This is a genomic window from Limibacillus halophilus (genome assembly GCF_014191775.1).
Classification (GTDB): domain Bacteria; phylum Pseudomonadota; class Alphaproteobacteria; order Kiloniellales; family CECT-8803; genus Limibacillus; species Limibacillus halophilus.
Map to the genome: position 1 here is coordinate 19562 of NZ_JACHXA010000008.1, position 25071 is coordinate 44632.

26 protein-coding genes and 1 riboswitch are annotated in these 25071 nt (G+C 58.9%); of the genes, 12 read left to right on the forward strand and 14 right to left on the reverse strand.

Annotation, left to right across the window (positions count from 1 at the left end; genetic code table 11):
- Window positions 1-14: 14 nt before the first annotated feature.
- Window positions 15-575, forward strand: coding sequence for a class I SAM-dependent methyltransferase (locus FHR98_RS13045; protein WP_183417153.1), 561 nt, complete (start codon window positions 15-17; stop codon window positions 573-575).
- A gap of 20 nt (window positions 576-595) precedes the next feature.
- Here FHR98_RS13045 and FHR98_RS13050 read toward each other — a convergent pair whose 3' ends face one another.
- From FHR98_RS13050 to FHR98_RS13060, 3 genes are all read right to left on the reverse strand, one after another.
- Window positions 596-1438 carry a carbon-nitrogen hydrolase family protein gene (locus FHR98_RS13050; protein WP_183417154.1) on the reverse strand — a complete coding sequence of 281 codons (843 nt, stop codon included), beginning with the start codon at window positions 1436-1438 and terminating at the stop codon, window positions 596-598.
- A gap of 3 nt (window positions 1439-1441) precedes the next feature.
- Complete coding sequence (gene grxC, locus FHR98_RS13055) at window positions 1442-1705, reverse strand: glutaredoxin 3 (RefSeq protein WP_183417155.1); 264 nt, start codon at window positions 1703-1705, stop codon at window positions 1442-1444.
- A gap of 86 nt (window positions 1706-1791) precedes the next feature.
- Window positions 1792-2556 (reverse strand): ComF family protein, encoded by a 765-nt coding sequence (locus tag FHR98_RS13060; RefSeq protein ID WP_183417156.1) that lies wholly within the window; start codon window positions 2554-2556, stop codon window positions 1792-1794.
- Window positions 2557-2617: 61 nt separating this feature from the next.
- On the opposite strand from FHR98_RS13060, the gene FHR98_RS13065 reads away from it, so the two are divergent.
- Together FHR98_RS13065 and FHR98_RS13070 are read left to right on the forward strand one after the other, a co-directional pair.
- Complete coding sequence (locus tag FHR98_RS13065) at window positions 2618-3535, forward strand: methyltransferase domain-containing protein (RefSeq protein WP_322091256.1); 918 nt, start codon at window positions 2618-2620, stop codon at window positions 3533-3535.
- Window positions 3532-4065: a GNAT family N-acetyltransferase gene (locus FHR98_RS13070; RefSeq protein WP_183417157.1), complete on the forward strand. Its 534-nt coding sequence runs from the start codon at window positions 3532-3534 to the stop codon at window positions 4063-4065. The genes FHR98_RS13065 and FHR98_RS13070 overlap by 4 nt, the downstream gene beginning before the upstream one ends.
- 10 nt (window positions 4066-4075) lie before the next feature.
- Here the strand turns inward: FHR98_RS13070 and FHR98_RS13075 are convergent, their stop codons facing one another.
- The 4 genes from FHR98_RS13075 to FHR98_RS13090 form a co-directional block, all read right to left on the reverse strand.
- Entirely contained in the window at window positions 4076-4534 is a 459-nt protein-coding gene (locus tag FHR98_RS13075) for a (deoxy)nucleoside triphosphate pyrophosphohydrolase (RefSeq protein ID WP_183417158.1), read from the reverse strand.
- Window positions 4535-4555: 21 nt separating this feature from the next.
- Entirely contained in the window at window positions 4556-5788 is a 1233-nt protein-coding gene (argJ, locus tag FHR98_RS13080; RefSeq protein WP_183417159.1) for a bifunctional glutamate N-acetyltransferase/amino-acid acetyltransferase ArgJ, read from the reverse strand.
- A 97-nt stretch (window positions 5789-5885) separates the two neighbouring features.
- A complete protein-coding gene (locus tag FHR98_RS13085) occupies window positions 5886-6800 on the reverse strand; it encodes a peptidylprolyl isomerase (protein WP_183417160.1) in 915 nt (304 codons plus the stop codon).
- A gap of 44 nt (window positions 6801-6844) precedes the next feature.
- Window positions 6845-7063 (reverse strand): hypothetical protein, encoded by a 219-nt coding sequence (locus FHR98_RS13090; RefSeq protein ID WP_183417161.1) that lies wholly within the window; start codon window positions 7061-7063, stop codon window positions 6845-6847.
- Here FHR98_RS13090 and secA point away from each other — a divergent pair.
- The gene (gene secA, locus FHR98_RS13095) at window positions 7062-9806 is read left to right on the forward strand and encodes a preprotein translocase subunit SecA (protein ID WP_183417162.1); all 2745 of its coding nucleotides are present in this window, start codon (window positions 7062-7064) and stop codon (window positions 9804-9806) included. The genes FHR98_RS13090 and secA overlap by 2 nt on opposite strands.
- A 276-nt stretch (window positions 9807-10082) precedes the next feature.
- Window positions 10083-12053: an acyltransferase family protein gene (locus FHR98_RS13100; RefSeq protein WP_183417163.1), complete on the forward strand. Its 1971-nt coding sequence runs from the start codon at window positions 10083-10085 to the stop codon at window positions 12051-12053.
- Between the two features lie 42 nt (window positions 12054-12095).
- Here FHR98_RS13100 and FHR98_RS13105 read toward each other — a convergent pair whose 3' ends face one another.
- Window positions 12096-13052, reverse strand: coding sequence for an acetyl-CoA carboxylase carboxyltransferase subunit alpha (locus FHR98_RS13105; RefSeq protein ID WP_183417164.1), 957 nt, complete (start codon window positions 13050-13052; stop codon window positions 12096-12098).
- A gap of 120 nt (window positions 13053-13172) precedes the next feature.
- Window positions 13173-13287: riboswitch (TPP riboswitch) on the forward strand.
- An 86-nt stretch (window positions 13288-13373) separates the two neighbouring features.
- On the opposite strand from FHR98_RS13105, the gene FHR98_RS13110 reads away from it, so the two are divergent.
- Entirely contained in the window at window positions 13374-14321 is a 948-nt protein-coding gene (locus FHR98_RS13110) for an ABC transporter substrate-binding protein (RefSeq protein WP_183417165.1), read from the forward strand.
- On the opposite strand, the gene FHR98_RS13115 is transcribed toward FHR98_RS13110, so the two are convergent.
- From FHR98_RS13115 to FHR98_RS13130, 4 genes are all read right to left on the reverse strand, one after another.
- A complete protein-coding gene (locus FHR98_RS13115; protein ID WP_183417166.1) occupies window positions 14318-15313 on the reverse strand; it encodes an HpcH/HpaI aldolase/citrate lyase family protein in 996 nt (331 codons plus the stop codon). The genes FHR98_RS13110 and FHR98_RS13115 overlap by 4 nt on opposite strands.
- Before the next feature lie 76 nt (window positions 15314-15389).
- Window positions 15390-16355, reverse strand: coding sequence for a site-specific tyrosine recombinase XerD (gene xerD, locus FHR98_RS13120; RefSeq protein WP_183417167.1), 966 nt, complete (start codon window positions 16353-16355; stop codon window positions 15390-15392).
- Window positions 16355-18268, reverse strand: a complete 1914-nt coding sequence (locus FHR98_RS13125; RefSeq protein ID WP_221205901.1) for a hypothetical protein — start codon at window positions 18266-18268, stop codon at window positions 16355-16357. Before FHR98_RS13125 ends, xerD begins: the two co-directional genes overlap by 1 nt.
- A 4-nt stretch (window positions 18269-18272) precedes the next feature.
- Window positions 18273-18410 (reverse strand): hypothetical protein, encoded by a 138-nt coding sequence (locus FHR98_RS13130; RefSeq protein WP_183417169.1) that lies wholly within the window; start codon window positions 18408-18410, stop codon window positions 18273-18275.
- Window positions 18411-18678: 268 nt separating this feature from the next.
- Between FHR98_RS13130 and FHR98_RS13135 the strand changes: the two genes are divergently transcribed.
- Genes FHR98_RS13135 through FHR98_RS13150 form a run of 4 tightly spaced genes read left to right on the forward strand, consistent with a single transcriptional unit; the run spans window position 18679 to window position 22507 of the window.
- On the forward strand, window positions 18679-19302 hold the full coding sequence (locus tag FHR98_RS13135) for a shikimate kinase (protein ID WP_183417313.1): 624 nt from the start codon (window positions 18679-18681) through the stop codon (window positions 19300-19302).
- On the forward strand, window positions 19299-20447 hold the full coding sequence (gene aroB / locus FHR98_RS13140; RefSeq protein WP_183417170.1) for a 3-dehydroquinate synthase: 1149 nt from the start codon (window positions 19299-19301) through the stop codon (window positions 20445-20447). The genes FHR98_RS13135 and aroB overlap by 4 nt, the downstream gene beginning before the upstream one ends.
- A 43-nt stretch (window positions 20448-20490) precedes the next feature.
- On the forward strand, window positions 20491-21858 hold the full coding sequence (locus tag FHR98_RS13145; protein WP_183417171.1) for an HlyC/CorC family transporter: 1368 nt from the start codon (window positions 20491-20493) through the stop codon (window positions 21856-21858).
- A 37-nt stretch (window positions 21859-21895) separates the two neighbouring features.
- On the forward strand, window positions 21896-22507 hold the full coding sequence (locus FHR98_RS13150) for a DUF2889 domain-containing protein (protein ID WP_183417172.1): 612 nt from the start codon (window positions 21896-21898) through the stop codon (window positions 22505-22507).
- Window positions 22508-22526: 19 nt separating this feature from the next.
- On the opposite strand, the gene FHR98_RS13155 is transcribed toward FHR98_RS13150, so the two are convergent.
- Both FHR98_RS13155 and FHR98_RS13160 read right to left on the reverse strand, forming a co-directional pair.
- A complete protein-coding gene (locus FHR98_RS13155) occupies window positions 22527-22892 on the reverse strand; it encodes a ribbon-helix-helix domain-containing protein (RefSeq protein WP_183417173.1) in 366 nt (121 codons plus the stop codon).
- 80 nt (window positions 22893-22972) lie between these two features.
- Window positions 22973-23290, reverse strand: a complete 318-nt coding sequence (locus FHR98_RS13160; RefSeq protein WP_322091257.1) for a BolA family protein — start codon at window positions 23288-23290, stop codon at window positions 22973-22975.
- Window positions 23291-23381: 91 nt separating this feature from the next.
- Here FHR98_RS13160 and FHR98_RS13165 point away from each other — a divergent pair, with 91 nt between their 5' ends.
- Both FHR98_RS13165 and cobS read left to right on the forward strand, forming a co-directional pair.
- Complete coding sequence (locus FHR98_RS13165; protein WP_183417174.1) at window positions 23382-23954, forward strand: J domain-containing protein; 573 nt, start codon at window positions 23382-23384, stop codon at window positions 23952-23954.
- A gap of 93 nt (window positions 23955-24047) precedes the next feature.
- Complete coding sequence (cobS, locus tag FHR98_RS13170) at window positions 24048-25049, forward strand: cobaltochelatase subunit CobS (protein WP_183417176.1); 1002 nt, start codon at window positions 24048-24050, stop codon at window positions 25047-25049.
- The last annotated feature ends 22 nt before the right edge of the window (window positions 25050-25071 follow it).

Genomic DNA, 25071 nt, shown 5'->3' on the forward strand with positions numbered 1-25071 from the left:
AGGGAAACAGAAAGATGCGGGCGCCAGACCTCCCCACAGCAAGCACCGAGTCTGAAATTGCACCCTCTCCCTGGATTTGCCGTTTCGCGAACTTAATCGAACCGGGGGGCAGTGTTCTCGACCTTGCCTGCGGCAGTGGACGCCATAGCAAGCTGATGCTGGAGCGGGGGCACGGCGTTGTCGCTCTGGACATTGATCCTGCCAAGCTTGGCGAGCTTGCGGCACATCCAAGACTGGAAGCCATCGGTGCTGATCTGGAGGACGGCGCTCCCTGGCCGCTAGGTGGGCGGCAGTTTTCAGCCGTTATCGTGACGAACTATTTGTATCGGCCTGTGATGCCGGCAATTGTCGCAGCGGTGAAACCCGCGGGCTTGCTTCTTTACGAAACCTTTGCCGAGGGCAACGAGAAATACGGACGTCCGGCCAACCCGGATTACCTTCTGCGTCCCGGCGAACTGCTGCAACTGGCAGCGAATGCAGGCATGCGCGTCCTGGCTTATGAGGACTTGGAGGAAACCAGCCCGCGACCGGCCTGTCGGCAGAGATTGGCAGCCAGGAAAGCGACCGGCCAATAAGCCTAACCCAAAAAGAAGGATCACTCGCCCGCAGCGCGGGTTTCCTCGGGAAGTTTGAAAGTACGGTCGTGCTCGAGCGCCGGGATCATGCGGCGGGCGTCCCGAACCCGCTGCATATCGATATCGGCATAGATAATGCCCGGTGCTTCCCCGGCATCGGCCAGAATCTCGCCCCAAGGCGCAACGATCAGGGAATGGCCGTAGGTATGGCGACCGCCGGCATGTTCCCCTGTCTGGGCCGGCGCAAGAACGAAGCAACCCGTTTCAATGGCGCGCGCGCGGAGCAAAATGTGCCAGTGCGCTTTACCGGTAAACTGAGTAAAGGCTGCCGGTACCGTGAGAATACCCGCGCCGGCTTTGGCCAGTGCTCGGTACAGATAGGCAAAGCGCAGGTCGTAGCAGATCGTCATGCCGAGTTTGCCCCAAGGCAAGTCGGTGACCACGCCTTGTTCGCCCGGCCTGAAATTAGCCGATTCCCGATAGGTTTGCCCGTCGGGTACATCGACATCGAACATGTGAATCTTGTCATATCGGGCGGCGATGTTGCCGTCGGGCGCAAAGAGAAACGACCGGTTGGCCGCTCGGCCGTCATCCAAGGCCATCGACATTGATCCGATCACAAGCCAGATTCCGCGCTCCCGCGCCAAATCCGCAAAGGCAGCGACCGCCGGGTGATCAGCTTCTCGCGGTGTTTTGGCGCGCTGTGCTTCTTTGTCCGGCTCTATCATCGTCGTGTTTTCGGGCGTCACGATGAGTTCCGCACCCTGGTCGGCGGCCTGACGGATCAAGTCGGATGCCATCTCGATATTAGGCGCGATCTCACGCCCGGCATTGATCTGAATACAGGCTGCCTTGAATGGCATTGCTCACGCGCTCCCGCTCAACAACGGATCCAGTTCGCCCTTTCGATCCAGGGCATAGATTTCATCGCAACCGCCCACGTGCTTTCCGTCAATAAAAATCTGCGGAACCGAGGTGCGCCCTCCCGCACGTTCGGTCATGGCCTGGCGCGCACTGGGCTTCAGGAAAACATCAATTTCCTCGAAGGCCGCGCCCTTGGCCTTCAGCAACTGCTTTGCCCTGTGGCAGTAGGGACACAACATGCTGGAATAAATCTCAATCTTCGGCATCACTTCCTCTTGCTGGTTCACCACGCCCTGTTGAGGCGTCTGTTACAAAAATCTGCCTCAATAAATAGGAAGGGGAAACAAGCTTGTCACCTCACCACGCGTGCCATCACAAGAACGTCAACTCGACCGGCCCCAACCCGGATTAAAGAGTTGGTGCAGGCCTCCAGCGTGGCCCCAGTCGTCAGCACGTCATCCACCAACAGAACCCGCGCACCCTCAATGTTTGCCGCATAGCGATTCTTGAGCGCAAAGGCTCCCGCAACGTTACGCCCGCGTCCGCTACGCGACAGATGACCCTGTGACGCCGTGGCCCGTGTCCGGACCAACAGATCTGGCACGCAAGGCACCCCAGCCTGCGCGGCCAGGGCTTGTGCCAACAGCGCAGCCTGATTGTACCGTCGGCGCCATAGACGCCGCCAATGCAATGGCACCGGGGCAACTAGATCGCAATCTGCCAGAAGTTCAGGGGCGGCACGCGCCATCCAGGCCGCAAAATGCGGTGCTGCTGCCGTCCGGTCCGCGTGCTTGAAAGGCAGCAACAGCCGCCGCGTGGCAGCATCATAGCGCAGCAATGCCCTTGCCCGGTGGAAGCTAGGCGGCTGTGCCAGGCAGGCGGCACAACGGGTTTTTGGACCGAGGTCGTAATCAAAGGGTAGGCCACAGGAGAAACACTGCGGATCGGTGACAAAATCAAGTTCGGACCAGCAGTGATGACACAACAAACCCTGTTGCGTTACCAGAACGCCACAGGAAAAACAGCGAGGCGGCAGCAAGAGGTCAACCGCGCGACCCGCCGCTTCTATACCCCCCCTTATCCCCTGCCGAAACAGCTTGACGGCTTGTTCAGTCATACGCAATTGGGCCCTTGCGCCAAAAGGTTGCTCTGCCATATTGCCGCTGATGGATGAAACCTTGAAGCCTTTCGATCGAAATCTCCTGCGCCTACATCGCGATAGGGCGGCGGCAGGTCTGTCGGGCTACGACTTTCTATTCCAGGAAGTCGGTGAGCGGCTATTGGAACGGCTTGAAGATATCCGCAGGGAGTTTCCCATTGCTTTGGACCTTGGATGCCGCAATGGCCTGCTCGGACAAAGGCTACAGGGGCGCGGCGGCGTGCAATGGCTGGCTCAAGGCGATCTTTCCGGAGCAATGGTTGAGCGCGCATCCGCGCCGCAGCGGCCCGGTGTCGTGCTCGATGAGGAGTTTTTGCCCTTCGGTCGCAGCAGTTTCGACCTGGTCCTCAGTTTGATGAATCTGCACTGGGTCAACGACCTGCCCGGCTGTCTGATGCAGATTCGCCATAGCTTGAAACCGGATGGACTTTTTCTGGCGGCTTTGCTGGGCGGCGACACGCTGCAGGAACTGCGACACAGTCTGATGGAAGCCGAGATGCAAATCGAAGGCGGCCTTAGCCCCCGGCTGTCACCGCAACTCGATCTGGCGGATGCCGCGGCCTTGCTGCAACGGGCCGGTTTTGCGTTGCCTGTTGCCGATCAGGAAACAATCGTCGTCGACTATCCACACGCCCTGAAGCTGATGGACGACCTGCGCGGCATGGGGGAGAGTAATGCCGTGATGCTACAACGCCGTACCCTCACCCGAAGAGCGACGCTGCAGCGTGCGGCCGAGCTGTATCAGGAGCATTACCAGCGCGCCGACGGTCGAATTCCCGCGAGCTTTCAAGTATTCTTCCTGACCGCCTGGGCACCTGCGGCCTCTCAACCCCAACCGCTCCGCCCAGGCAGCGCAAAGGCGCGCCTCGCCGCCGCCCTGGGTTCAAGCGAGCAGAAAACCGGCGTCAAAGCGCAGCCGGGACGAGACAAGAAATGACGGAAATTATCACCGAACGGCTTCAGGGCTTGCCCGTCCGACAGGCACACATCACCGACTTGAGGCAACTCCATAGCGACCCCCTGGTCATGAAGACACTTTCGGCTATGGGTGAACCTCACTCCTTGGAGACATCGAAGGCCAGCCTCAATCGTGCACTTGCGCATTGGGAGGCCCACGGATTTGGCATCTGGTTTTTCCGGCAACGACAGGATGAGCGGTTTGTCGGCTATTGCGGCTTGCGCCACTACCTGGTCGAAGGCATGGCCGAGAGCGAACTGCTCTATGCCGTGACGAGTAATTGCTGGAGACAAGGTTTCGGGTTCGAGATGGCCCGCGCCGTACTTGACCACGGTGTCGCCGCGCTTGGCCTGCGCAGCGTTGTGGCTTTCACGTTGTCCAGTAACCTCGGCTCCAGGCGGATCATGGAAAAACTGGGGATGACCTTCGAAAAGAGCATCACCCATGTAAACCTGCCGCATCTTCTCTATCGCTTGGAGCCCTTGAAAGCCTCAGGCGACCCGACCTGAAATCGACTGTCTAAAGCAAGTCCCGTAGGATGGCGACAAGTGGCTCATCCGCAGGAGGCATCGGATAGTCGCCCAAACGAACCGGCCGTACCCAGGCCAGTGATTGGCCTTCCTTACCGCGCGGCGTTCCCCTCCAGGTACGGCAGGCATAAAGCGGCATCAGCAAATGGAAGCTGTCATAAGCGTGGGAAGCGCAGGCGACGGCCGCCAGACAGGAAGCCCTGGTATCAATGCCCAGTTCCTCGTGAAGCTCGCGAATCAAGGCCTGTTCCGGGCTCTCCCCGTCATGCAGCTTACCGCCCGGAAACTCCCATAGGCCCGCCATGGATTTGCCCTCGGGCCGTTGCGCAAGAAGCACCCGGCCATCGACATCGATCAATGCCGCCGCAGCCACCAAAACCAAGGGTTTGGCGGTGTTGCTGCGCTCATCAGCCTGCCAACAGCCACTATCGGGTTCTCGTTCAATCATGGCTGGTGGTCCACGGCGTTTTTAGGATCGGTAATCGGCGTTGATGTCGATATAACGATGGGTCAGATCGCAGGTCCAAACCGTGGCCTCGCCCTCACCCACACCGACATCAACCGCAATATCGATGTTTTGCCCCTTCATGTGGGCGGCCACCGGTGCTTCGTCGTAATCGGGAACCCGCAGCCCGTTGTGCGCCACCGCGACCCCACCGATCGAGATCGCCAGACGGTCCCGATCCGCTTTCTCGCCCGCTTTGCCGACCGCCATGACGATACGGCCCCAGTTTGCGTCCTCGCCGGCAATCGCGGTTTTCACCAGTGGTGAATTACCGATAGCCAACCCGATGCGCCGCGCCGCCGCATCGCTGTCGGCGCCGGTGACGGCAATAGTCACGAACTTTTCCGCACCTTCACCATCCCGTACTACCTGCTGGGCAAGATCAATCAGCAGATCGTCCAACGCTTTGCGGAAGGGTTCCAGCGCCGGGTCGTTGACCTTTTCGATTCGACGGTTCCCCGCCCGCCCCGTGGCCGCCAGCAACAGGGTATCGCTGGTGGAGGTGTCACCATCAACGGTAATGCAATTGAAAGACCGATCCGACCCCGCCGACAACAGGGCCTGCAGCACCGGCGCCGACACCGCAAGATCGGTGACGACGAAAGCCAGCATGGTCGCCATGTCCGGCGCAATCATGCCTGAGCCCTTGGCAATACCATTGATGGTCACGGTCACGCCGTCGACCACGGCTTTACAGGTCGCGCCCTTTGGATAGGTATCGGTGGTCATGATAGCTGCGGCAGCGTCGGCCCATCCATCGTCGTTCTGGCCAGCGTGCAGGTTCGGCAACATTGCGGTGATTTTTTCGTCGGGGAGCGGCTCGCCAATGACGCCGGTCGAGGCGACAAAGATTTCAGCCTCGCTGCATCCGAGCACTTCTGCGGCAACCGTCACGCAGCGTTTCACCGAGGCCACACCCACGGCCCCCGTGAAGGCGTTGGAGTTGCCCGCGTTGATCAGGATCGCCCGACCCGAGCCCCGTTTCAGGTTTTCCCGGCACCACTCAACCGGCGCCGAGGCCGTCAGCGAGCGCGTCAGGACCCCTGCGATGCTGCTGCCTTCAGCCAACTCGATCAAACAGGCGTCCGTCCGGTCCTTGTATTTGATTCCACAACGCGCCGTAGCCAAGGACACTCCGGCAATAACCGGCAAATCCGGAAAGGATTCCGGCGCCAAGGGCGATACTTGCAAAGCCATGACACTCCCCCACTCGTAAAACCGGATCTACCGGATCATCCAGGGTCGGCCAGCGACCCTGGACAAAGCTTCGCTCCGGCGTCGACCTGCCAGACGTTCAGTTGTTCGAGACCGGTGCGGTCTCGGATCCCTCGCTGGAATCGGATTCGCCGGTTTCCGGCGCAGCCTCTTCCTTTTTGGTGAGAACGATATCGGCAGTTCCACGAAGGTCTTCTACCAACTTGCGCGCCGCTTCTTGACGCAATTCGTTGGAAAGCTGCGTGCGCAACTCCTCGAAGCTCGGCGGCGGCGTATCACGCTTGTCTTCCACGAGGATCACATGCCAACCGAATTGAGTCTGGATCGGTGTCTTGGTGTAGCTGCCCGGCTCAAGCGCGAAGGCCGCCTGGGAGAACTCCGGCACCATCACGTCTGCCGTGAAGTAACCCAGATCACCACCCTCTGCGCCGCTCGGTCCGGTCGAACGCTCACGTGCAAGGGCGGCAAAGTCCGCACCGCCATCCAACTCGACGATGATCGCCTTTGCATCTTCTTCGGTTTCAACAAGGATGTGGCGGGCCTTGGCCTCGGTCTGCGGCGGATTCTGCTCAAGGAAAGCAGCGTAACGATCCTGCAGAGCCGCTTCTGTCACGGCCTCATTGAGCGCGCGCTCCAAGAAAACGTCCCGCACGACCTGCTGACGCAGGCTCTCAACCCGCTCTGCGACTTCGGCATCATCTTCCAGACCGGCCTTGAGTGCAGCCTGTTGCACCAAGCGCAGGTCAATCAGCCGTTCCACCAATATCTGATACACAGAATCGAGATTTGCCATGTACTGCGGTCCGAGGGATTCAGCCGCGGCGACAACCTCACCATGCGTCAGGTCTTCGCCATTCACCGTGGCTACGACGGAGTCGGCCGTCGGCGCTGCCGCGCTGTCCTGCTGCGCACGCAAGGGCTGCACGACCAGAAACGCCGCTGCGAAGAATACCGCCAGGGAATAGGCCGCGCGGCGATTTGTAGAGTGAGTCATCAGGATTTCCTTTGTCCCCTTACAGGATAAAAATGCGGTCTCGATCAGCCGAACAGCCCATAGGGCATCCGGTGCTTGATCTGCGAGCCGACACTATGCAGAGAGCACTCGCCAGCGGCAAGCCCAGCTTTAAGGCGCTTTAAAGGCAAAGTGTAATGCCCCTCGTCGTTGACAGGCCGTAGTGTGTTGCCTATGTCTGTTGCGCGGCGAAGCACCATGCTTACGCCAGTTATTTTTCTCGCCTCGTGAGGTTTCATATCCATGATCGGCGCCATCGCCAAGCGGTTGTTCGGAAGCGCCAACGATCGCTACGTCAAATTGCTCCACCCTCTGGTCAAGGAAATCAACGCCCTTGAGCCGGAAATAGAAAAGCTGAGCGATGAAGAACTGCGGGCTCGCACGCCTCAGTTCAGGGAGCGCCTCGACAAGGGCGAGAAGCTCGACAATCTGCTTGTGGAGGCCTTTGCCACCGTTAGAGAAGCTGCCAAGAGAACGCTGGGCCAGCGGCACTTCGACGTGCAGCTCATGGGCGGCATCATCCTTCACCGCGGCATGATTGCCGAGATGAAAACCGGCGAAGGCAAGACTCTGGTCGCAACGCTGGCGGTTTACCTGAACGCCATCAGCGGTAAAGGCGTCCATGTGGTGACGGTCAACGACTATCTCGCCAGACGTGATTCCGAATGGATGGGGCAGATCTATCGCTTTTTGGGCCTGACGGTTGGCTGCATCGTCCCGAACATGGACAATGCCGCGCGGCGCGAGGCGTACGCTTGCGACATCACCTACGGCACGAACAACGAATTCGGCTTTGATTATCTCCGGGATAATATGAAGTTCCGATTGGAAGATATGGTTCAGCGCGAGTTCAACTTCGCGATTGTCGACGAGGTTGATTCGATTCTGATCGACGAAGCGCGAACGCCGCTGATCATCTCCGGCCCGGCTGAAGACTCCTCGGAGCTTTATGCCAGCGTCGATAAGCTGATCCCGAAACTGGACCCGGAAACCGACTACGAGAAGGATGAGAAGGCCAGGTCCGTGGCCTTCACCGAAGTCGGCCAGGAACGGATCGAAGCGCTGTTGACGGAAAGCGGCCTCCTGAAGGAGGGGTCTCTTTTCGATACGCACAATGTCAGCCTGCTGCACCACTCCAACCAAGCCTTGCGCGCGCACGCCCTGTTCGAGCGCGACACCGATTACATCATCAAGGACGATAAAGTTATCATCATCGATGAGTTTACCGGCCGGATGATGGAGGGACGCCGCTTCTCCGAGGGGCTGCACCAGGCCCTGGAAGCCAAGGAAGGCGTTACGATCCAAAAGGAAAACCAGACCCTCGCGTCGATTACGTTCCAGAATTATTTCCGGCTTTATCCGAAACTGGGCGGCATGACCGGAACAGCCATGACCGAGGCTGAGGAATTCCAGGAAATCTACAAGCTGGAAGTCGTTGAAATGCCGACCAACGTCCCCGTCGTCCGCAAGGACAACGACGACGAGGTTTATCGAACGGCACGGGAGAAGCATGAGGCCATCATCAAGTTGATCGGCGAGTGCCAGAAGCGCCAACAGCCGGTTCTGGTCGGCACGGTGTCCATTGAAAAGTCCGAGATGCTCTCGGAGATGCTTAAGAAAGCGAAGATTCCCCATCAAGTCCTGAATGCCCGCTATCACGAGCAAGAAGCCTTCATCGTCGCCCAGGCCGGTGGACCTGGTGCGGTCACGATCGCAACCAACATGGCCGGCCGCGGCACCGACATTCAGCTCGGCGGCAACCTGGACATGCGTATCGCTCAGGAGGCTGCCGGCATCGAGGACGAAGCCGCACGAGCGGCTAAGGTCGCGGAGATCAAGGCCGAGATCGCCCATAACCGGGAGATCGTGCATACGGCCGGCGGCCTCTATGTGATCGGTACCGAGCGCCATGAAAGCCGTCGCATCGACAATCAGCTTCGCGGCCGTTCGGGCCGCCAGGGCGATCCTGGCGCCTCCAGCTTCTTCCTATCTCTCGAAGACGACCTGATGCGTATTTTCGGCTCAGAGCGTATGGACGGCATGCTGCAACGCCTGGGCCTAGAGGAAGGCGAACCGATCATCCACTCCTGGGTGAACAAAGCCCTGGAGAAAGCCCAGCAGAAGGTTGAACAACGCAATTTCGAGATCCGAAAGAACCTGCTGAAGTTCGACGATGTCATGAACGATCAACGCAAGGTCGTTTACGAACAGCGCAAGGAACTCATGCAGGCCGAAACGGTACAGGATACCGTCCGCGATATGCGCTACGAGACGTTGGAGGAAGCGGTAAGCACCGCAATTCCGACCGGTTCCCTGCCGGAGCAGTGGGACCTGGACGGTCTGCATGTGAATCTGCGCCGCTTGACCGACCTCGATCTACCGGTTCAGGAGTGGGCCAAGGAAGAAGGCATTGCCGAACCGGAGATACTGGAACGTATCATCAAGGCCAGCGACAGCCGAATGGCCGAAAAGGCCGCCAACTTCGGCCCGGAAATCATGCGTATGGCGGAGAAATCGATCCTCCTGCAGGTTCTTGACCAACAGTGGAAGGATCACCTGCTGGGCCTTGACCATCTGCGGCACGGCATTGGCCTGCGTGCCTATGGCCAACGCGACCCGCTGAACGAGTACAAGCGGGAGGCCTTCGACATGTTCGGGGCGATGCTGGACGAAGTGCGCCAGACCGTGACCGCCGTGCTTAGCCATCTGGAAGTGCGCAGCAACGAAGCGCCGGAAAGTCTGGCACCCCAAGAGCGTCCGCGGGAGTTGCATGAGGGTCGTCAAGACCCGGCCTTTGCAGAACAGGGACGGCAGGAAGCTGCCGCTCAGGGTCAGGGCAACCTTGCCGGGCAGGCAACCGTCGAGACGCGCCAAGCCGCCGCCAAGGTCAATCCGAATGATCCGGGAACCTGGGGCCGTGTGGCACGCAATGCGGCCTGTCCTTGCGGATCCGGCAAAAAGTACAAGCACTGCCACGGGAAACTCTAGTTTGCACCCGCTTCACCTGTCGGAACAGGCGGGCCGCTGACCCGACGTGATCCGACGAAAGGAAATTGAACGTCCTCTCGCGTCTTTCGGGTGGCGCGGCGAATGACCGGACCTTTCTGTACAAATTAATACACAACAAATTGCTTTTCTCAGGGTATCCGTAACGACCGGATCACCAACCAATCACTGAACGATGGGAGCCCTGGCCCCATTTATCGGGAAAGCTTTGTTTATTTTTCGTTTCGGCCGGCTGGACCGGCAATCTGGGTCGTTTGAATGAAGATCGCCTACAGACCTGAAATCGACGGGTTGAGGGCGCTTGCCGTTGTTGCGGTCATTCTTTACCACGCGGAGATTCATGCTTATGGCCTCACATGGTTTAGCGGAGGCTTTCTTGGCGTCGATGTTTTCTTCGTTATCAGCGGGTATCTGATTACCAAGCTGATTTTATTGGAAATACGGCAACGCGGCCGCTTCGACTACGGCCGTTTCTTCGAGCGAAGAGCCCGGCGCATACTTCCCATGCTCTTTACGACAATGCTGGTCGCGTTGCCGTTCGCTTGGTTCACGCTGTTGCCCACGGCGCTGACCGAATACGCTCGGTCGATGCTTTCGTCCGTCTTTTTCGGATCAAACATCTTTTTCTATTTCTCAACGACCGGGTATGGCGCTGACACAAGCCTTCTGAAACCGCTTCTCCACACATGGTCTCTTAGTTTTGAAGAGCAGTTCTACCTTACGTTTCCGTTTCTCCTGGTAATATCCGAACGATATCTACGAAAGCGCGCTCCGGCGGCCTTGATTCTGCTCGCGGCCGCAAGCCTGTCGATCATGGTATGGGTCAGCCGCAGCGATCCAAGTTTGGCCTTCTTCATGCTGCCGAGCCGGGCCTGGGAGCTTCTCGCCGGAGCGCTCTTGGCACACTCAGAGATAAAAAAGGGCGCCCGGGAACTTCCGCCCTCGAGTGCTGCCTTCTCAACCGCCGGCCTTTTGCTCATTGTCTTCGCGTTTGGCGCCCTAGACGAGGAAACGCAGCACCCGGGTTTGGCGACCTTTCTGCCTGTCATCGGGACCGTTCTGGTTATTCGCTACGCCGGCGCCTTGGACCTCGCTGGCCGACTGCTCTCCACGCGGCTTCTCGTCGGCATCGGACTCATCTCCTACTCACTCTACCTTTGGCATTATCCGATCTTCTCTTTCTCGCGAATTTCTCTCGTTTACTTCAGCTTGAACGACAAGCTGATAGCTATTGCACTGACATTCGTCCTGGCGTTGCTATCTTACAAATTCATCGAACAGCCGTTTCGCGACCGACAGCGCTTCGGGCGGAAAAAGGCCATCGGTTCGATGGCGTTGACCGCGATGCTTCTTAGCGGAATCGCCTCAACCGTCGATTTGAAGGAGGGGGAGTTCGGAAGATACGCACACTTGAAGTCGCTCCTCGCCGACTACGAGCCGGATAACGAAAAACTGCTCGACGAAACCTGGATCCTGGTGGACGCGATAAAGCGGCGCGCAAAATTCGAACCGCCGGACCGAGCCACCAAAGTTCTAATCGTAGGAAATTCTCACAGTAAGGACTTGTACAACGTGTTCATGACCAATGCGGGCTTGTTCACGGAGTTTGGATTTTCCCGGTATCCCATGCAGCTCGCCGACTTCCACCAACATAGCAAACAGGCGGGCAACTTCTTCAGGAGCGCCGCCTATCGCAAAGCCGATGTGATTTTCGTTTCAACGAGATACTTGAGGAAGCGTCGAAAGGCCGGGGGTTTGAGCGACATTGAGGGTCTGGAGTCCCTCGCTAAACGCGCGCTTTTGGACGACAAGATCCTCGTGGTCGCCAACAATACCGTTGAGTTCTTTTGGGATGGCACAAAGACCCTCTACGACTCACTCCTATGGCAAGCGAGCGCAGATAACGGGATAGCAAACGCTGGCTTCTCCGAGGCCGTGAATCAGCGCTACTTTCTGGAGCGCAACAAGGCCCGGGCGCCGTCGGAGGTTGATGAGATCAATCGTGAAATCGCCGATTTGGCCCAGACCTATGACTTCACCCTCTTGAAGAAAGAGGATTACCTCTGTGATTTTTCGCGGAAAATATGCTTCGGCGCGACGGACGAGGGACACAAAGCCTTCTACGACTATGGCCACTACACCATGCAGGGCGCCGCATTTTTTGGCCGCCGCATTCACCAAATCGGCTGGTTGAAACCGCTGGAGGAGAAACTGTCCAAACGTCGCTAGACTTCAAGCAGGATACCAGCCTGCTGGCCGGATAGTTAAAGCCTAGCTCAAGCCCTTTTGCCCCATGGCAAGGAACTTCTCCCGGCGATCCTGGCGCAGCGCATCACCGTCCAGCCCCTTCAGGCTTTCAATCTGTTCCCAGATACTATCGCCCACCCGGCGCATCGCCTCGTCTCGGAAACGGTGAGACCCGCCAAGTGGTTCCTCGATCACCGCATCAATGACGGCAAGCTTCTTGAGGTCTTGTGCCGTCAGCTTCAGAGCCTCGGCCGCGGATTTCGCCTCGTCGCCACTCCGCCACAGGATTGATGCGCAGCCCTCCGGCGAGATGACGGAATAGATTGCATGCTCCAGCATAAGAACCCGATTCGCTGCCGCCAGCGCTATGGCGCCGCCGGATCCACCTTCGCCTATCACCACGGCAACGAAAGGCACACGAATGTTCAGACCCACCTCGATTGACCGGGCGATAGCCTCTGCCTGACCTCGTTCTTCGGCCCCTTGCCCCGGATAGGCGCCGGCGGTATCCACAAAAGTGATCACCGGCAAGTCAAAGCGCTCGGCCATCTGCATCAGGCGTTGCGCCTTGCGGTAGCCTTCAGGACGGGCCATCCCGAAATTACGCTTCACGCGGCTGGTGGTGTCATGACCCTTTTCAGTACCGATCGCCAACACGCTGCGCCCCTTAAAGCGACCAATCCCGCCGATTACCGCATGGTCCTCACCATACAGGCGATCGCCTGCCAGCGGCACGAAATCCTCGAGCAAGTGCGCGATGTAATCATTCGCGTGCGGCCGATCCGGGTGGCGCGCGACTTGGGTTTTTTGCCAGGGCGTTAATTTCGCATAGGTTTGCGTCAGCAGGCGGTCGGCCTTCTGCTGCAAGCGTGAAATCTCCTCCGCGATGTTTACGTCATCATGGTTGGAGAGGTGACGGAGCTCATGGATCTTGCCTTCGAGCTCGGCGATGGGCTGTTCAAAATCAAGGTATGTCTGCATGGCGGGCCGTTCTACCACAGGCTTTTATGGAAAGCGAAGCGTAACCTGCTTCATAGAGGTAGCAAAAGGCCTAGGCAATATCTGTGGCTTGACAGCGGGCGCTGGGACGGTCACTTCTTGGGGCGTTCCTAGGGGTGCACGCTATTGCAACGGCGGGCTGAGATTGGGATTTATCCCTGACCCTTAGAACCTGATCCGGGTCATGCCGGCGCAGGGAATGGAATAGACGCCGCCACACCATCCACGGACGGCAAACCGCTCCTGCTCTTAAGCACCCCGGATCTCCGCGCCGCCACTTAGACGACAAGGAGGTCCGTTGTCATGTTTCGAAAAATCATCCCGGCCCTGGGTATTGCCCTGTCTTTGCTGCTCGCCGCACCAACCCGCGCGGCCGAGCCTTTTACCGTTCTACTCGATTGGTTCTTGAATCCCGATCATGCGCCTTTGGTCGTTGCCCTGCAAAAAGGCTTCTTCGCCGAGGAAGGGTTGGCAGTCGACCTTATTGAGCCTGCCGATCCCAACGACCCACCCAAGCTGGTCGCCGCCGGACAGGCGGAGGTCGCCGTTTCCTATCAACCGCAGCTTCATATCCTGGTTGGCGAAGGGCTGCCGCTTACACGCATTGCAACGCTGGTGGCAACCCCGCTGAACACCCTTCTGGCGCTGGAAGACGGGCCGATCAAAACCATTGGGGATCTGAAAGGACGCAAGATCGGTTACTCGGTCGGCGGCTTCGAAGACGCGTTGCTCGGCGCCATGCTTAAGCAGGTTGGATTGGGGTTGGACGACGTGGAGTTGATCAACGTCAACTTCTCGCTCAGTCCTGCCTTGCTATCGGGGCAGGTCGATGCCGTCATCGGCGCCTACAGAAACTTCGAGCTAAATCACCTCGATCTGGAAGGCCACAAGGGCCGCGCTTTCTTCATCGAGGAGCACGGCGTACCTGCCTATGACGAATTGATCATCGTCGCCAAGAACGACACCCTCCGCGATGCCAAGCTTGCGGCTTTTCTGCGGGCGGTGGAGCGCGGCACCACCTACTTGATCAATCATCCGGCAGACAGTTGGGTCGCGTTCCTGGAGTACCGCCCGGAACTGGATGATGAACTGAACCGTCGCGCCTGGGCCGATACGCTGCCGCGCTTTGCCTTGCGGCCCGCCGCGCTCGACCGCAGTCGCTATGAGGCCTTCGCCGCTTTCCTGCAAGATCAGGGCGTTATCCGCAACAACCCGGCCCTCGACAGCTATGCGGTGGAAGTCGCCCGCTAGCCTTTTGCCTGGCCCTGGCCGGCGATCTGCTCGGCGGTTTTGACCATCACCTCCGCCTGCTTGATCGACGCGATGTCGATGAGCCTACCATCCAGAGAGACGGCGCCCTTGCCGTCTTTCTGGGCCTGCGCCATGGCCTCCAGAATACGCTTGGCCTTGGTGACTTCCTGCTCCGAGGGGCTAAAGACTTCGTTGGCCAGACCGATTTGGCTGGGGTGAATGGCCCACTTACCTTCACAGCCCAAAACAGCGGCGCGGCGCGCCTGCGCCTTGTAGCCATCGGCATCCGAGTAATCACCGAAAGGACCATCGATGGGGCGCAAGCCATTGGCACGCGCCGCAACCACCATGCGGGCGATAGCGTAATGCCACATATCACCCCAGTGATAATCGCGCGGCGCCCCATCGGTTGCCGCGTCTGTCAGCACGCCGTAACTTGGATTCGGTCCGCCGATCCCGGTGGTGCGCGCCTTTGTCGAGGCCGCGTAGTCAGCGACACCGAAATGCAGGCTCTCGTTGCGCTTTGAGGCTGCGGCGATCTCATGGATGTTTTGCATGCCCAATGCCGTTTCGATGATAAGTTCGAAACCGATACGCTTCTTCCGACCCTTTGCCGCTTCGATTTGGGTCGCCAGCATATCCAGCGCATAGACATCCTGCGCGGTGCCGACTTTCGGGATCATGATTAGATCGAGACGATCGCCTGCCTGTTCCAGAAGGTCGACGACATCACGGTACATGTAGTGGGTATCGAGCCCGTTGATCCGCACCGAGAGGGTCTTGTTGCCCCAGTCCACATCGTTGACCGCGGCGATCACGTTGCGGCGGGCCTGCACCTTCTCGTCCGGCGCCACGGCGTCCTCCAAATCGAGGAACACCACATCCACCGCGGAGGCCGCTGCCTTCTCGAAAAGCTTGGGGTTGCTACCGGGAACCGCAAGTTCGCTGCGATTCAATCGCGCTGGAGCCTGTTCGACGATGGTAAAACTCATGAAGTCCCTCCCAATACATCCTGGACGACCGCTAATTGCTGCGCCGCAAAAAACCGATCCTCAGGCAATAGCAAGTCTAGGAGGGGTCCAGCAAGCCCTTCGCAAGCGGGTGATGGTCATCGACTAACCGCCGCAGGCGCTCATCCAGGACATGGGTGTAGATTTGCGTGGTCGAAATATCGGCATGCCCGAGCATCTGCTGAACCGAGCGGAGATCAGCGCCATGCGCCAATAAATGACTGGCAAAGGCATGGCGCAAAACGTGTGGCGACACCTTGGTCGGCTCGATATTCGCGTCAACAGCCAGAGCCTTCAGGAGCTGGGCAACCCGGTGACGCGTCAAATGGCCACTGCTGCTGCGGGAGAAAAACAGCCAGGGCGAGGACTTCCCCTTCGGCAAGATGTCCGCGCGCGCTGCCAAGTAATCCTTCAAAGCGCCGCGCGCCGCCTCGCTTAGCGGCACAATGCGTTCTTTGTCACCCTTTCCCCGTACGGTCAGGACCTGCGGATCGCGGGCGGCTGCGGCCTGTGGCAAGGCGACCAATTCGGAAACGCGCATGCCGGTGGCGTAAAGCAACTCCAACAAAGCGACGAGTCGCGCGCCCTCGAAGCCCTCCTTCCGGCGCGCCGCCTCCAGCAGCGCATCCACCTCCTTTTCAGAGAGAATTTTGGGCAGCGATCTGCCCTGCCGCGGGCTGTCTAAATCGGAAGCGGGATTGTCGCTGCGCCAACCCTCGGTATAGAGAAAGAGATAGAATTGACGGATCGTCGAAAGGCGGCGCGCAACGGTCCTGGCCGCCATTCCCGCATCCTTCTGCCTACCCAGGAAAGCCCGCAAGTCCTCGGCCGCGGCCTGCCGCAACGATATCCTTTTGCCGCCAAGGAAAATCGCGACTTTTTTAAGATCTCGGCGGTAGGATTCCTGCGTATTGAGAGAGGCTCCGCGTTCGGCCTCAAGCATCTCCAGGAAGCTATCGATGTCACGCGCGCTGCCCTGCAAATGGCCCGCCCCGCCGGCGCCCGCGGAATCCTCTGCCGACATCAGATTCCGGCGCGCACTGCGGCTTCGATTGCCAAGTGGCGCGCCTCCTCCGGGTAACCCAGTCGAATGAGGGCCGAGCAGATTGCTTCCAGCTTACGCGGATGAAGGTGCTGCGTCCCCTTGGGCGCCAAGGTGATCAGACTCAACAAAATCGCCTCGCCCCTTCGGTTGCCATCGGCTGCGTCTCGCAGCGCCAACAGCGTATTGTTGTTGGGCTCCGGCCAAGTCCCGCTGGGATAATTGGCGAGCTGGCGCGACAGATCGGACATCTCCGCCTGACCCAGCGCCTCGAAAGCACTCGCCAGTAAGGTCTGAAGGTCGGCGATATGCTCTTTCGATTCATTACGCGCCAGGCCCCAGGCAGCAAGGCTGCCATCCCAATCCGATGCGCTAAACCCAGCCAGCCGCGCATAAGGCCAAAGCGTCGTCAGGGACGCCTGTGCCTGTGGGCTGATCATTGACTCGCGCCGAGCCAGGTCGAACCAAGCGTTGGCACCTTCGTACTTGCCAAGCGCATAAAGCGCGCGTCCGGCGGAACCGGCGAACCAAAGCAGGTCCGGTTCCGGCTCCAGGGACAAGATCGATGGGGCAAAGGCCTTTGCGGTTACGTAATAAAGTCCGTCGGCTCTGCCTTCCTCCAGCGCGACCAACACCAGTTCGGCGCGCAAGGACGGCTGCGCCGCCGCCTCGGCAGCCTGCAGGAGTAGCGCCCGGTCAAGGCCGACGGGCTGGCTTCCTGCCAGGCTCAGCGCCGTGGATATCTGTTGCTGCGTGAAGGAAACGGTACGGTAGGCTTCACGCAGGTTATCACCATCCAAAGCCGCGTTGGCTGCGGCCGTTTCGGCAGCCAAAACGCGCTCGTTAGCCGATAGACCCTTGAGGCGCAGCGACGCCACGGCGATCTTGGGATCCTTCAGGTCGAGCATTCCTTCCGGCAAAGCTTCACCAAGTTGATCCACCATCGCCAACTCAGGAGCTTTAGCCGGGAGTAAATCGGGGAAGTGCCCAACACCATCCAGCATGCGCTGACCAAGTGCCAGGAAAGCGCCTTCGGGATCGCCGCCTAGCTCCTGCATCAATTGCAGACCAAGCTGCGCCGGCGCTATTTCACCCGCGCGTATATTGCAAAAAATCAAAGTTTTCTGCCAAAACTCCGGATCGTTTTCGGCTGCGGCTTCAGAGGTCGCAACCGCCATGGCGCGTTCCACACGGCCGCGCGCCGTATTGCAGGCTTCATCGTAGCGGCCAAGATAGAGCAGCACCTCCGCCTTTTCTCGGGCGATAACCGTCTCCTGCAAAGGCCCTGCGACCAGCTCGATCACCGCCCCTGCATCCGCGATATGCCCTAACGCGATCAACCGTCGGATGCGCGCGCGCAGCAGTGCCGAATCCGTCGCTTCCGGACCGGCTTGCGGGCCTTCTGCATTGGTCAAAAGAAGACGCCGCGCCATGCCCTCGCCCCAATGGGAGCGGAGATCATTGGGCAATTGCCGAATCAAACCAAGCACGATGCCACGGTGCGAACCTTCCCACAGATCGTAGCCAAACCCACCGTCCTGCGGCTCTAGAGGGCCTATGGTTTCCAGGCTCGGGCGTGCGAGGGATTCGATTTGAATGCCTCGCCTAGGGGTGCTGGGAGATACTGATTGAGAAGGTACTAACGGTGCGAACCCGCTGGAAGGCGCGAGTGCGCCTGTGAATCCGCCGCTTTGGCTTCCATCGGTTTGGCCGCCATCAAGTGACGGTGCTGGTGGGGAATCGCCGTCGGGCTGCAGACCGCTGTCTGTCGCCGGCGGCATCAAACGTATGGGACCGTTGCTTTGCTGGGCTTGCGCAGCTTCCGTCATCAGCAAGAGGCTTGCCGCAAGAAGCAAACAGCGATGCGATGTCAGAATACGCATTACTTCGTGCATGCAATTATCGCGGCAACCGCTCATTCGGTATGACTTTCTCCATGCGCTGGGTCGGCGGCGGCATGTCCCATGTCGCAAGAACTGCACCGCCGATCCCGCCGATGAGGAGAATGAGTACCAGAATGATACCGATTTTTCGCATGCGACCTTCCGCTTTTCTTTCTAACTTCTTTCCCCGACGCTCGCCCGGTCCGACACCCGCGCCCAGCCCTATTCTGCACGTCTTCACCAGGCTTGCGCAAAGACTCCGGCGTTAAAGGGAACAGCGACGTTCCTTGCGCTTGTAGCACCTGTTTATGCTAGGTTCCGACTATGGCGACTTTGCGGCACTCTAGCTATCGGCCGTTGACCCGGCAATGGCGATGGAGCAAGCCGATAGCGCAGAGATGACGACAGGAACGATGGACAGGATGATTGCAGAGGATAACGGCAACGGCGGAAATGAAACCGCTGCCTTGGAGATCGACAGGAGTTTGGTCCTGGTCGGCCTGATGGGCGCTGGAAAAAGCTGCATTGGGCGCAAACTGGCGCAGAAGCTCGGGCTACCCTTCGTCGATGCGGACAACGAGATTGAGAAGGCCGCCGGTTGCTCGATTGCCGACATATTCGAAACGCGTGGTGAGGAAGAATTCCGCGAGGGAGAGCGCCGGGTCATAGCCCGCCTGCTGGATGGTCCTCCTATTGTTCTGGCGACCGGTGGCGGCGCCTTCATGGATCCACACACCCGTGAAAAGGTGAAAGAATGTGGCATTTCAATCTGGCTGCGCGCCGACTTGGACTTGCTGGTGCGCAGAACGGCAAAGCGAAATCACCGTCCGCTCTTGAATAAAGGCAACCCGCGCCAAATCTTGCGGAACTTGATCCAGAAGCGTTACCCCACTTACAACGAGGCCGAGATCGTGGTGGATTCACAGAATGGTCCACCGGAGGAAACAGTGAAGCTCGCACTAGAAGGCTTGAAATCCTATCTTGAGCGCCATGGCGACAGCGCGCGTACAGGACACAAGGATGCGCGTTTCGAGGTTGGCTCATGACGCCGCCGACCTCCGACACGCCATTGTCGTCAGACCGACGGCACAAACGACTGCGGCTCGACTTGGGTCCGCGCGCCTATGACATACTGATCGGTCAAGACGTGCTTGGCTTGGCCGGGGCCGAGATCGCGCAACTGGGGCACAAGCGCTGTTTCGTGATCACCGACGAGACCGTGGCACGCTATCACCTGGATGCCCTGACAGCGTCTTTGAATCATAATGGCATCAAGGTCGAAGCGCTTGTCCTGCCAGCTGGGGAGCGGACCAAGAGTCTCACCCAGCTTGAAAAGTTGACGAACAATCTGCTCGAAAAGAAGGTCGACCGTCATTCGCTCTTAATAGCATTGGGCGGTGGCGTGATCGGTGACCTCACGGGATTCGCCGCAGCGGTTTTGTTGCGCGGCATAGATTTTGTACAGGTTCCCACAACCTTGTTGGCGCAGGTCGATAGCTCGGTCGGCGGAAAAACCGGCGTGAACAGCCCGCACGGTAAGAACCTGATCGGCGCATTCCACCAGCCGCGGCTGGTTTTGGCCGACACCGAGGCGCTGTCCACCTTGCCACGTCGTGAACTCCTGGCCGGCTATGCGGAGGTCGTCAAGTACGGATTAATCGACGATCCGGCGTTCTTTCACTGGTTGGAAACCCATGGGCATGCCGTCATCGACGGCGACCCGGTCGCACGGCTGAAAGCGGTCCATACCAGTTGTGCCGCCAAAGCGCGGATCGTGGCCGCCGACGAACGGGAATCCGGCCAGCGGGCGCTGCTTAATCTGGGCCATACCTTCGGGCACGCCTTGGAGGCGGAAACGGGGTATGGCGACCGCTTGCTTCACGGTGAAGCCGTGGCCATTGGCATGATGATGGCTTTCGATTTTTCTGTACGTCTGGGGCTTTGTCCGGCTGAAGATGCAGAAAGACTGCGGCGCCACACAGCGTCATTAGGCTTACCGACCGACCCCAGCCAGGTGCCGGGACAGTTTTTCGCCCCTGCTGCGCTGATCGAACATATGACCCGCGACAAGAAAGTGCGGGACGGTCGGATGACATTCATCCTTGCGCGGGGCATCGGCAAGGCTTTCATTACCTCAGAAGTGAACGCAAGCGATTTGCAGGACTTCATGACCATGACTCTGGCGGCCTGATCCGATGGACGCCAAGTACCTGCCAAGGCGCTGAGATAAATTTATGGAAACCGACTTAATTCTGACGCTGCTATCGATCATCGGCCTGTTGCTGATATCGGCATTCTTTTCCGGATCGGAGACCTCCATCACGGCGGCTTCGCGGCCGCGCATGCATAACCTGGAACAACAGGGCGACGAGCGGGCGAAAACCGTCAATGAACTTTGGGCGCGCAAGGAGCGGCTGATTGGCTCCATCCTGCTCGGCAACAATTTGGTTAACATCCTGGCCTCCGCCTTGGCGACCTCGGCTTTAATTCGTCTGTTCGGTGATGCTGGTGTGGCCTATGCGACCTTGGGAATGACGGCATTGATCCTGATTTTCGCGGAGGTGCTGCCAAAAACCTATGCCATTCATCATGCCGACAATGTGGCGCTGGCTGCCGCCGGCCCTTTGCGGCTTGTCGTGGCGGTGCTGAGCCCGCCGGTGCGCGCCGTGCAAGCTCTGGTCCGTTTGACCCTGTGGATATTCCGCGCCCGCGTCGACACCCATCTCACTGACGAAGTACGTGAAGAAGAACTGCGCGGCGCTATCGAGCTACATCATGGAACCAGCGACGAAGTTCGCGCCGAACGGCAAATGTTACGCTCTATTCTGGATTTGGCCGACCTCGAAGTTTCCGAGGTCATGACGCATCGCCGCAATATCGCCGCGTTGGACGCGGACCTGCCACCAGCAAAACTCATCGAGCAAGTGCTCGCCGCTCCCTATACCCGCATTCCGCTCTATCGCGAGAACCAGGACAACATCGTCGGCGTTTTGCATGCCAAGGAGTTGTTCCGTGCTGTCCGTGCCCATCCTGCGCAGTTGGAAAGCCTGATGGCGGGCGACACGGAAGCCGAGCGGGATGACAAGAACAGCCTGGATATCGTCGGCATAGCGAACAAGCCCTGGTTCATTCCGGACACCACGGACCTACTAAGTCAGTTGGAGGCCTTTCGAACACGGCATGAGCACTTCGCCATCGTCGTCGACGAGTATGGTGAAGTGCTGGGAATCGTCACCCTTGAAGACATTCTCGAGGAGATTGTCGGCGAGATATCCGACGAGCACGATATCAAGGTTGAGGGCGTCCGACGCCTGAAAGACGGCTCGATCGAAGTCGAGGGCACGGTTACGATCCGCGACTTGAACCGCATGTTCGAATGGCGTCTTCCCGACGAAGAGGCAACGACCATCGCCGGTCTCATCCTGCATGAAGCCAGGCGCATTCCCGAAGTCGGTCAGGTCTTCCTGTTCCATGGCCTTCGCTTTGCCATTAAAGGCCGCAAGCGCAATCAAGTGACGCGCGCGCTGATAACGCCTGCTGATGACGGCGGCGAGGACGGAACGGCCCGGACGGAAGAGAGAATGGACGCGGCAGCGAAGTAATCCACATAAAGTCACAGTTTGAATTGGAGCGTGATAAATGCCTCTCCCACCCGCCAAGGTCGCTCGCGAACAGAAGCACACGCGGCAATATCGCTTTCAGGGCTACGAGCGAGAAGATGGCCTGTTCGACATAGAGGGCCATATGACGGACAGCAAAACCTACGGATTCCCAAACGCTTTTCGCGGCCGTATCGAGGCTGGAGAACCAATTCACGATATGTGGATTCGTCTGACCTTGGATATAGATATGGTGGTGCGCGATATCGAAGCCGTCACCGACTCCGGCCCCTACGGTATCTGCCCCCAGATCACGCCGAACTTCAAGAAAGCCATCGGCCTGCAGATCGGCGCAGGCTGGCGGATGGCCGTCAAGAAACAACTCGGCGGCACCGAGGGCTGCACGCATCTGGTGGAAATGCTGGGGGCCATGGCGACGGCGGCCTACCAGACTATGTGGCCCGCCCTGGCGCGCAAGTCGGCAGAGCGCCGTGCGGCGGGAGCCCCGCCATCGCGACCCGCCTTGTTAGGCACGTGCCATGCCTACGCACCCACGAGCCCGGTTGTCAGGGATACCTGGCCGGAATTCTATGAAGGTCCAGAGCCAGGCTCAGACTCAAGCTCTGGCGAAGATTCGCCCAAAGCTTCCTAAGGCCGCCCGGTATCACAAACTAGGCTTGGCCCCCTTCGCTGGACGACGTCTTGGTTCCCGGTCGCGCCGGGGCTTTAAGGCCTCCGTGGCCGACACCTGCATGTCCGGCCTCGGTTGCGGCGATTCGAAAATACCCAAGTATGAAAACCCGAACCCCTGCGGTAAGCGAAGATTCGGAGCGTGTGCTATCAATTTTTTCGCAAAGCAAGTGGAGTGAGCTACGCTCGCGGATAGCAATCTCCTGCAGGGCATCCCACATCATCGCCTCCAGTCGCAGCGACGTTCTGCGCCCCTTGATCGTCACATTCCGGTTGATCAGCGTGCTCGGTTTGGAGGTGGCCGCGACCGACGCTCCAAGCCTGCCCCCCTTTTGATTAGATGCCATAATCCCCCATCCAGCATTTCTGGATAGAGTAGTGATTTATCTAAGGTATGCAACCCTAGATTTTCTAAAACGAACGATCTTCAGGCCTTTGCCGCGGCCGCCTCGGCAGGTGTTTTTGTCACCAGTTCAAGTGCATGAACGCGTTCGGACAATTCACTCTCAAGCAGTTCGTACACCTTTCGCTGGCGCGCGACGCGCGAAAGGCCTTCAAACGCCTGGGAAACGATCTCGACATGGAAATGCGTTTCCCCACCCTCTCTATAACCTCCATGACCGCGGTGTTGATCCGAGTCGTCGCGCACCAACAGCCGTAGCGGCGACAGGGCCTCGGTCAGCTTAACTTCAATTCGTTCTGCGTAGGACAACACGACCATTTTCTCCCGTTGCTGGTTTTCCACCGTCCGACAGCCTTCCGGCTAACGCATGCCTGCCTTGCAACGTGCGGCATGCCTTGCCTGAAAGCGGTCCGCCCACCATACTTGGAGGGCTATGTCACGCAATCAGTCAGAGCACCTTTTCAGGCCGTTCCGCAAGGCCCAGCAGCAGATGAAGCTCTGCGACGCCCACGGCTGCGAAGGAGAGGGAATCTATCGCGCGCCCATAAGTCGCGACCATTTGGACCAGTACTACTGGTTTTGTCTGGATCACGTGCGTAGCTATAACCGTGCCTGGAACTTCTTTGCCGGATTGGACGAGGGCACGATCGAACGCATGACTCGCGCGGACACAGTCTGGCAGCGTCCAAGCTGGCCTTTCTCGGGCCGCAGTCATCGGCATTACGACAATGCCGGCTTTAGCAAGGGCAACGTGGCAAACGATCCCTTCGGCTTTTTCGAGCAGGAAGACGCCGACCCGCCCAGCAAACCGGCCAGTACTGAGGAAACACGGGCACTGGCTGTTCTCAAGCTTCGCCCGCCCGTAACCTTTGAGGAGATTCGCCAGAGCTATCGTAGGCTGGTAAAGGAACACCACCCGGATGCGAACGGCGGTGACAAGGCGGCCGAAGAGCGCCTGAAGATCATCATTCAGGCCTATGGTCACTTGAAAGCTATTTATTCCTGAGGCCAAGAGCGCTATTCCCTGGCAAGAAGGATTTTGCCCCGTCCCGGCGGCATGGAAACGACGACGATGATAGAGAAGTGAAAGCAGGAAAATATGCCTTCCGATACACAGGCCCAAAACACCACGATGCCCACTGAGGGACCCGATATTACGCTTTCGGTGCGCCAGACCTTTGGACTGGACAGTGAAATGCAAGTGCCGGCCTTCAGCCAGCGCAACGACTACTGTCCGGATGTGGATGACAACTACCGCTTCGACCGCGATACCACCCTGGCGATCCTGGCGGGCTTTGCTTATAACCGCCGCGTCATGATCCAGGGGTATCATGGCACCGGGAAATCGACGCATATCGAGCAGGTCGCGGCGCGGCTGAATTGGCCCTGCATCCGCATCAACCTCGATAGCCATATCAGCCGCATCGACCTGGTTGGTAAGGACGCCATCGTATTGCGCGACGGCAAGCAGGTAACTGAGTTCCGCGAAGGCCTGTTGCCCTGGGCGTTGCAACACCCGGCGGCGCTGGTGTTTGACGAGTACGATGCGGGACGGCCCGACGTCATGTTCGTCATTCAGCGCGTGCTGGAAGTCGAGGGCAAGCTTACACTGCTCGACCAAAACCGCGTCATCAAACCGCATCCGGCATTTCGACTTTTCTCCACCGCTAACACGGTGGGGCTGGGTGACACGACAGGCCTATATCACGGTATCCAGCAGATTAACCAAGCACAGATGGACCGTTGGAACATCGTCGCAACGCTGAACTATCTGGCGCACGACGAAGAGGTCGCCATCACGCTCTCGAAAGTTCCCAGCCTGGATACCAAGGAAGGTCGCGAGACGGCCTCTGCCATGGTCGCATTGGCCGATCTGACACGCAGTGGCTTCATCAACGGCGACATCTCCACGGTGATGAGCCCCAGGACCGTGATCACCTGGGCCGAGAACGCGCAGATTTTCGGCGACGTCGGCTTCGGCTTCAGGGTCACTTTCCTGAACAAGTGTGACGAAGTTGAGCGCCCGGTGGTGGCTGAGTATTACCAGCGTTGCTTTGGCAGTGAACTGCCCGAGAGCGGCGTGCACGCCAACCTCGCCTGACGCATGCGGGCAGCAGGAGCAA

Bases quoted from the DNA above. Each gene is read 5' to 3' on its own strand.
- FHR98_RS13135 (WP_183417313.1), top strand. From the start codon at position 18,679: ATGATTGCAGAGGATAACGGCAACGGCGGAAATGAAACCGCTGCCTTG.
- FHR98_RS13105 (WP_183417164.1), bottom strand. From the start codon at position 13,052: ATGCAGACATACCTTGATTTTGAACAGCCCATCGCCGAGCTCGAAGGC.
- cobS (WP_183417176.1), top strand. From the start codon at position 24,048: ATGCCTTCCGATACACAGGCCCAAAACACCACGATGCCCACTGAGGGA.
- argJ (WP_183417159.1), bottom strand. From the start codon at position 5,788: ATGGCTTTGCAAGTATCGCCCTTGGCGCCGGAATCCTTTCCGGATTTG.
- FHR98_RS13075 (WP_183417158.1), bottom strand. From the start codon at position 4,534: ATGATTGAACGAGAACCCGATAGTGGCTGTTGGCAGGCTGATGAGCGC.
- FHR98_RS13090 (WP_183417161.1), bottom strand. From the start codon at position 7,063: ATGGATATGAAACCTCACGAGGCGAGAAAAATAACTGGCGTAAGCATG.
- grxC (WP_183417155.1), bottom strand. From the start codon at position 1,705: ATGCCGAAGATTGAGATTTATTCCAGCATGTTGTGTCCCTACTGCCAC.
- aroB (WP_183417170.1), top strand. From the start codon at position 19,299: ATGACGCCGCCGACCTCCGACACGCCATTGTCGTCAGACCGACGGCAC.
- xerD (WP_183417167.1), bottom strand. From the start codon at position 16,355: ATGTCGGCAGAGGATTCCGCGGGCGCCGGCGGGGCGGGCCATTTGCAG.
- FHR98_RS13145 (WP_183417171.1), top strand. From the start codon at position 20,491: ATGGAAACCGACTTAATTCTGACGCTGCTATCGATCATCGGCCTGTTG.
- FHR98_RS13070 (WP_183417157.1), top strand. From the start codon at position 3,532: ATGACGGAAATTATCACCGAACGGCTTCAGGGCTTGCCCGTCCGACAG.
- FHR98_RS13085 (WP_183417160.1), bottom strand. From the start codon at position 6,800: ATGACTCACTCTACAAATCGCCGCGCGGCCTATTCCCTGGCGGTATTC.
- secA (WP_183417162.1), top strand. From the start codon at position 7,062: ATGATCGGCGCCATCGCCAAGCGGTTGTTCGGAAGCGCCAACGATCGC.
- FHR98_RS13115 (WP_183417166.1), bottom strand. From the start codon at position 15,313: ATGAGTTTTACCATCGTCGAACAGGCTCCAGCGCGATTGAATCGCAGC.
- FHR98_RS13150 (WP_183417172.1), top strand. From the start codon at position 21,896: ATGCCTCTCCCACCCGCCAAGGTCGCTCGCGAACAGAAGCACACGCGG.
- FHR98_RS13060 (WP_183417156.1), bottom strand. From the start codon at position 2,556: ATGACTGAACAAGCCGTCAAGCTGTTTCGGCAGGGGATAAGGGGGGGT.
- FHR98_RS13155 (WP_183417173.1), bottom strand. From the start codon at position 22,892: ATGGCATCTAATCAAAAGGGGGGCAGGCTTGGAGCGTCGGTCGCGGCC.
- FHR98_RS13050 (WP_183417154.1), bottom strand. From the start codon at position 1,438: ATGCCATTCAAGGCAGCCTGTATTCAGATCAATGCCGGGCGTGAGATC.
- FHR98_RS13045 (WP_183417153.1), top strand. From the start codon at position 15: ATGCGGGCGCCAGACCTCCCCACAGCAAGCACCGAGTCTGAAATTGCA.
- FHR98_RS13125 (WP_221205901.1), bottom strand. From the start codon at position 18,268: ATGCACGAAGTAATGCGTATTCTGACATCGCATCGCTGTTTGCTTCTT.
- FHR98_RS13130 (WP_183417169.1), bottom strand. From the start codon at position 18,410: ATGCGAAAAATCGGTATCATTCTGGTACTCATTCTCCTCATCGGCGGG.
- FHR98_RS13110 (WP_183417165.1), top strand. From the start codon at position 13,374: ATGTTTCGAAAAATCATCCCGGCCCTGGGTATTGCCCTGTCTTTGCTG.
- FHR98_RS13100 (WP_183417163.1), top strand. From the start codon at position 10,083: ATGAAGATCGCCTACAGACCTGAAATCGACGGGTTGAGGGCGCTTGCC.
- FHR98_RS13165 (WP_183417174.1), top strand. From the start codon at position 23,382: ATGTCACGCAATCAGTCAGAGCACCTTTTCAGGCCGTTCCGCAAGGCC.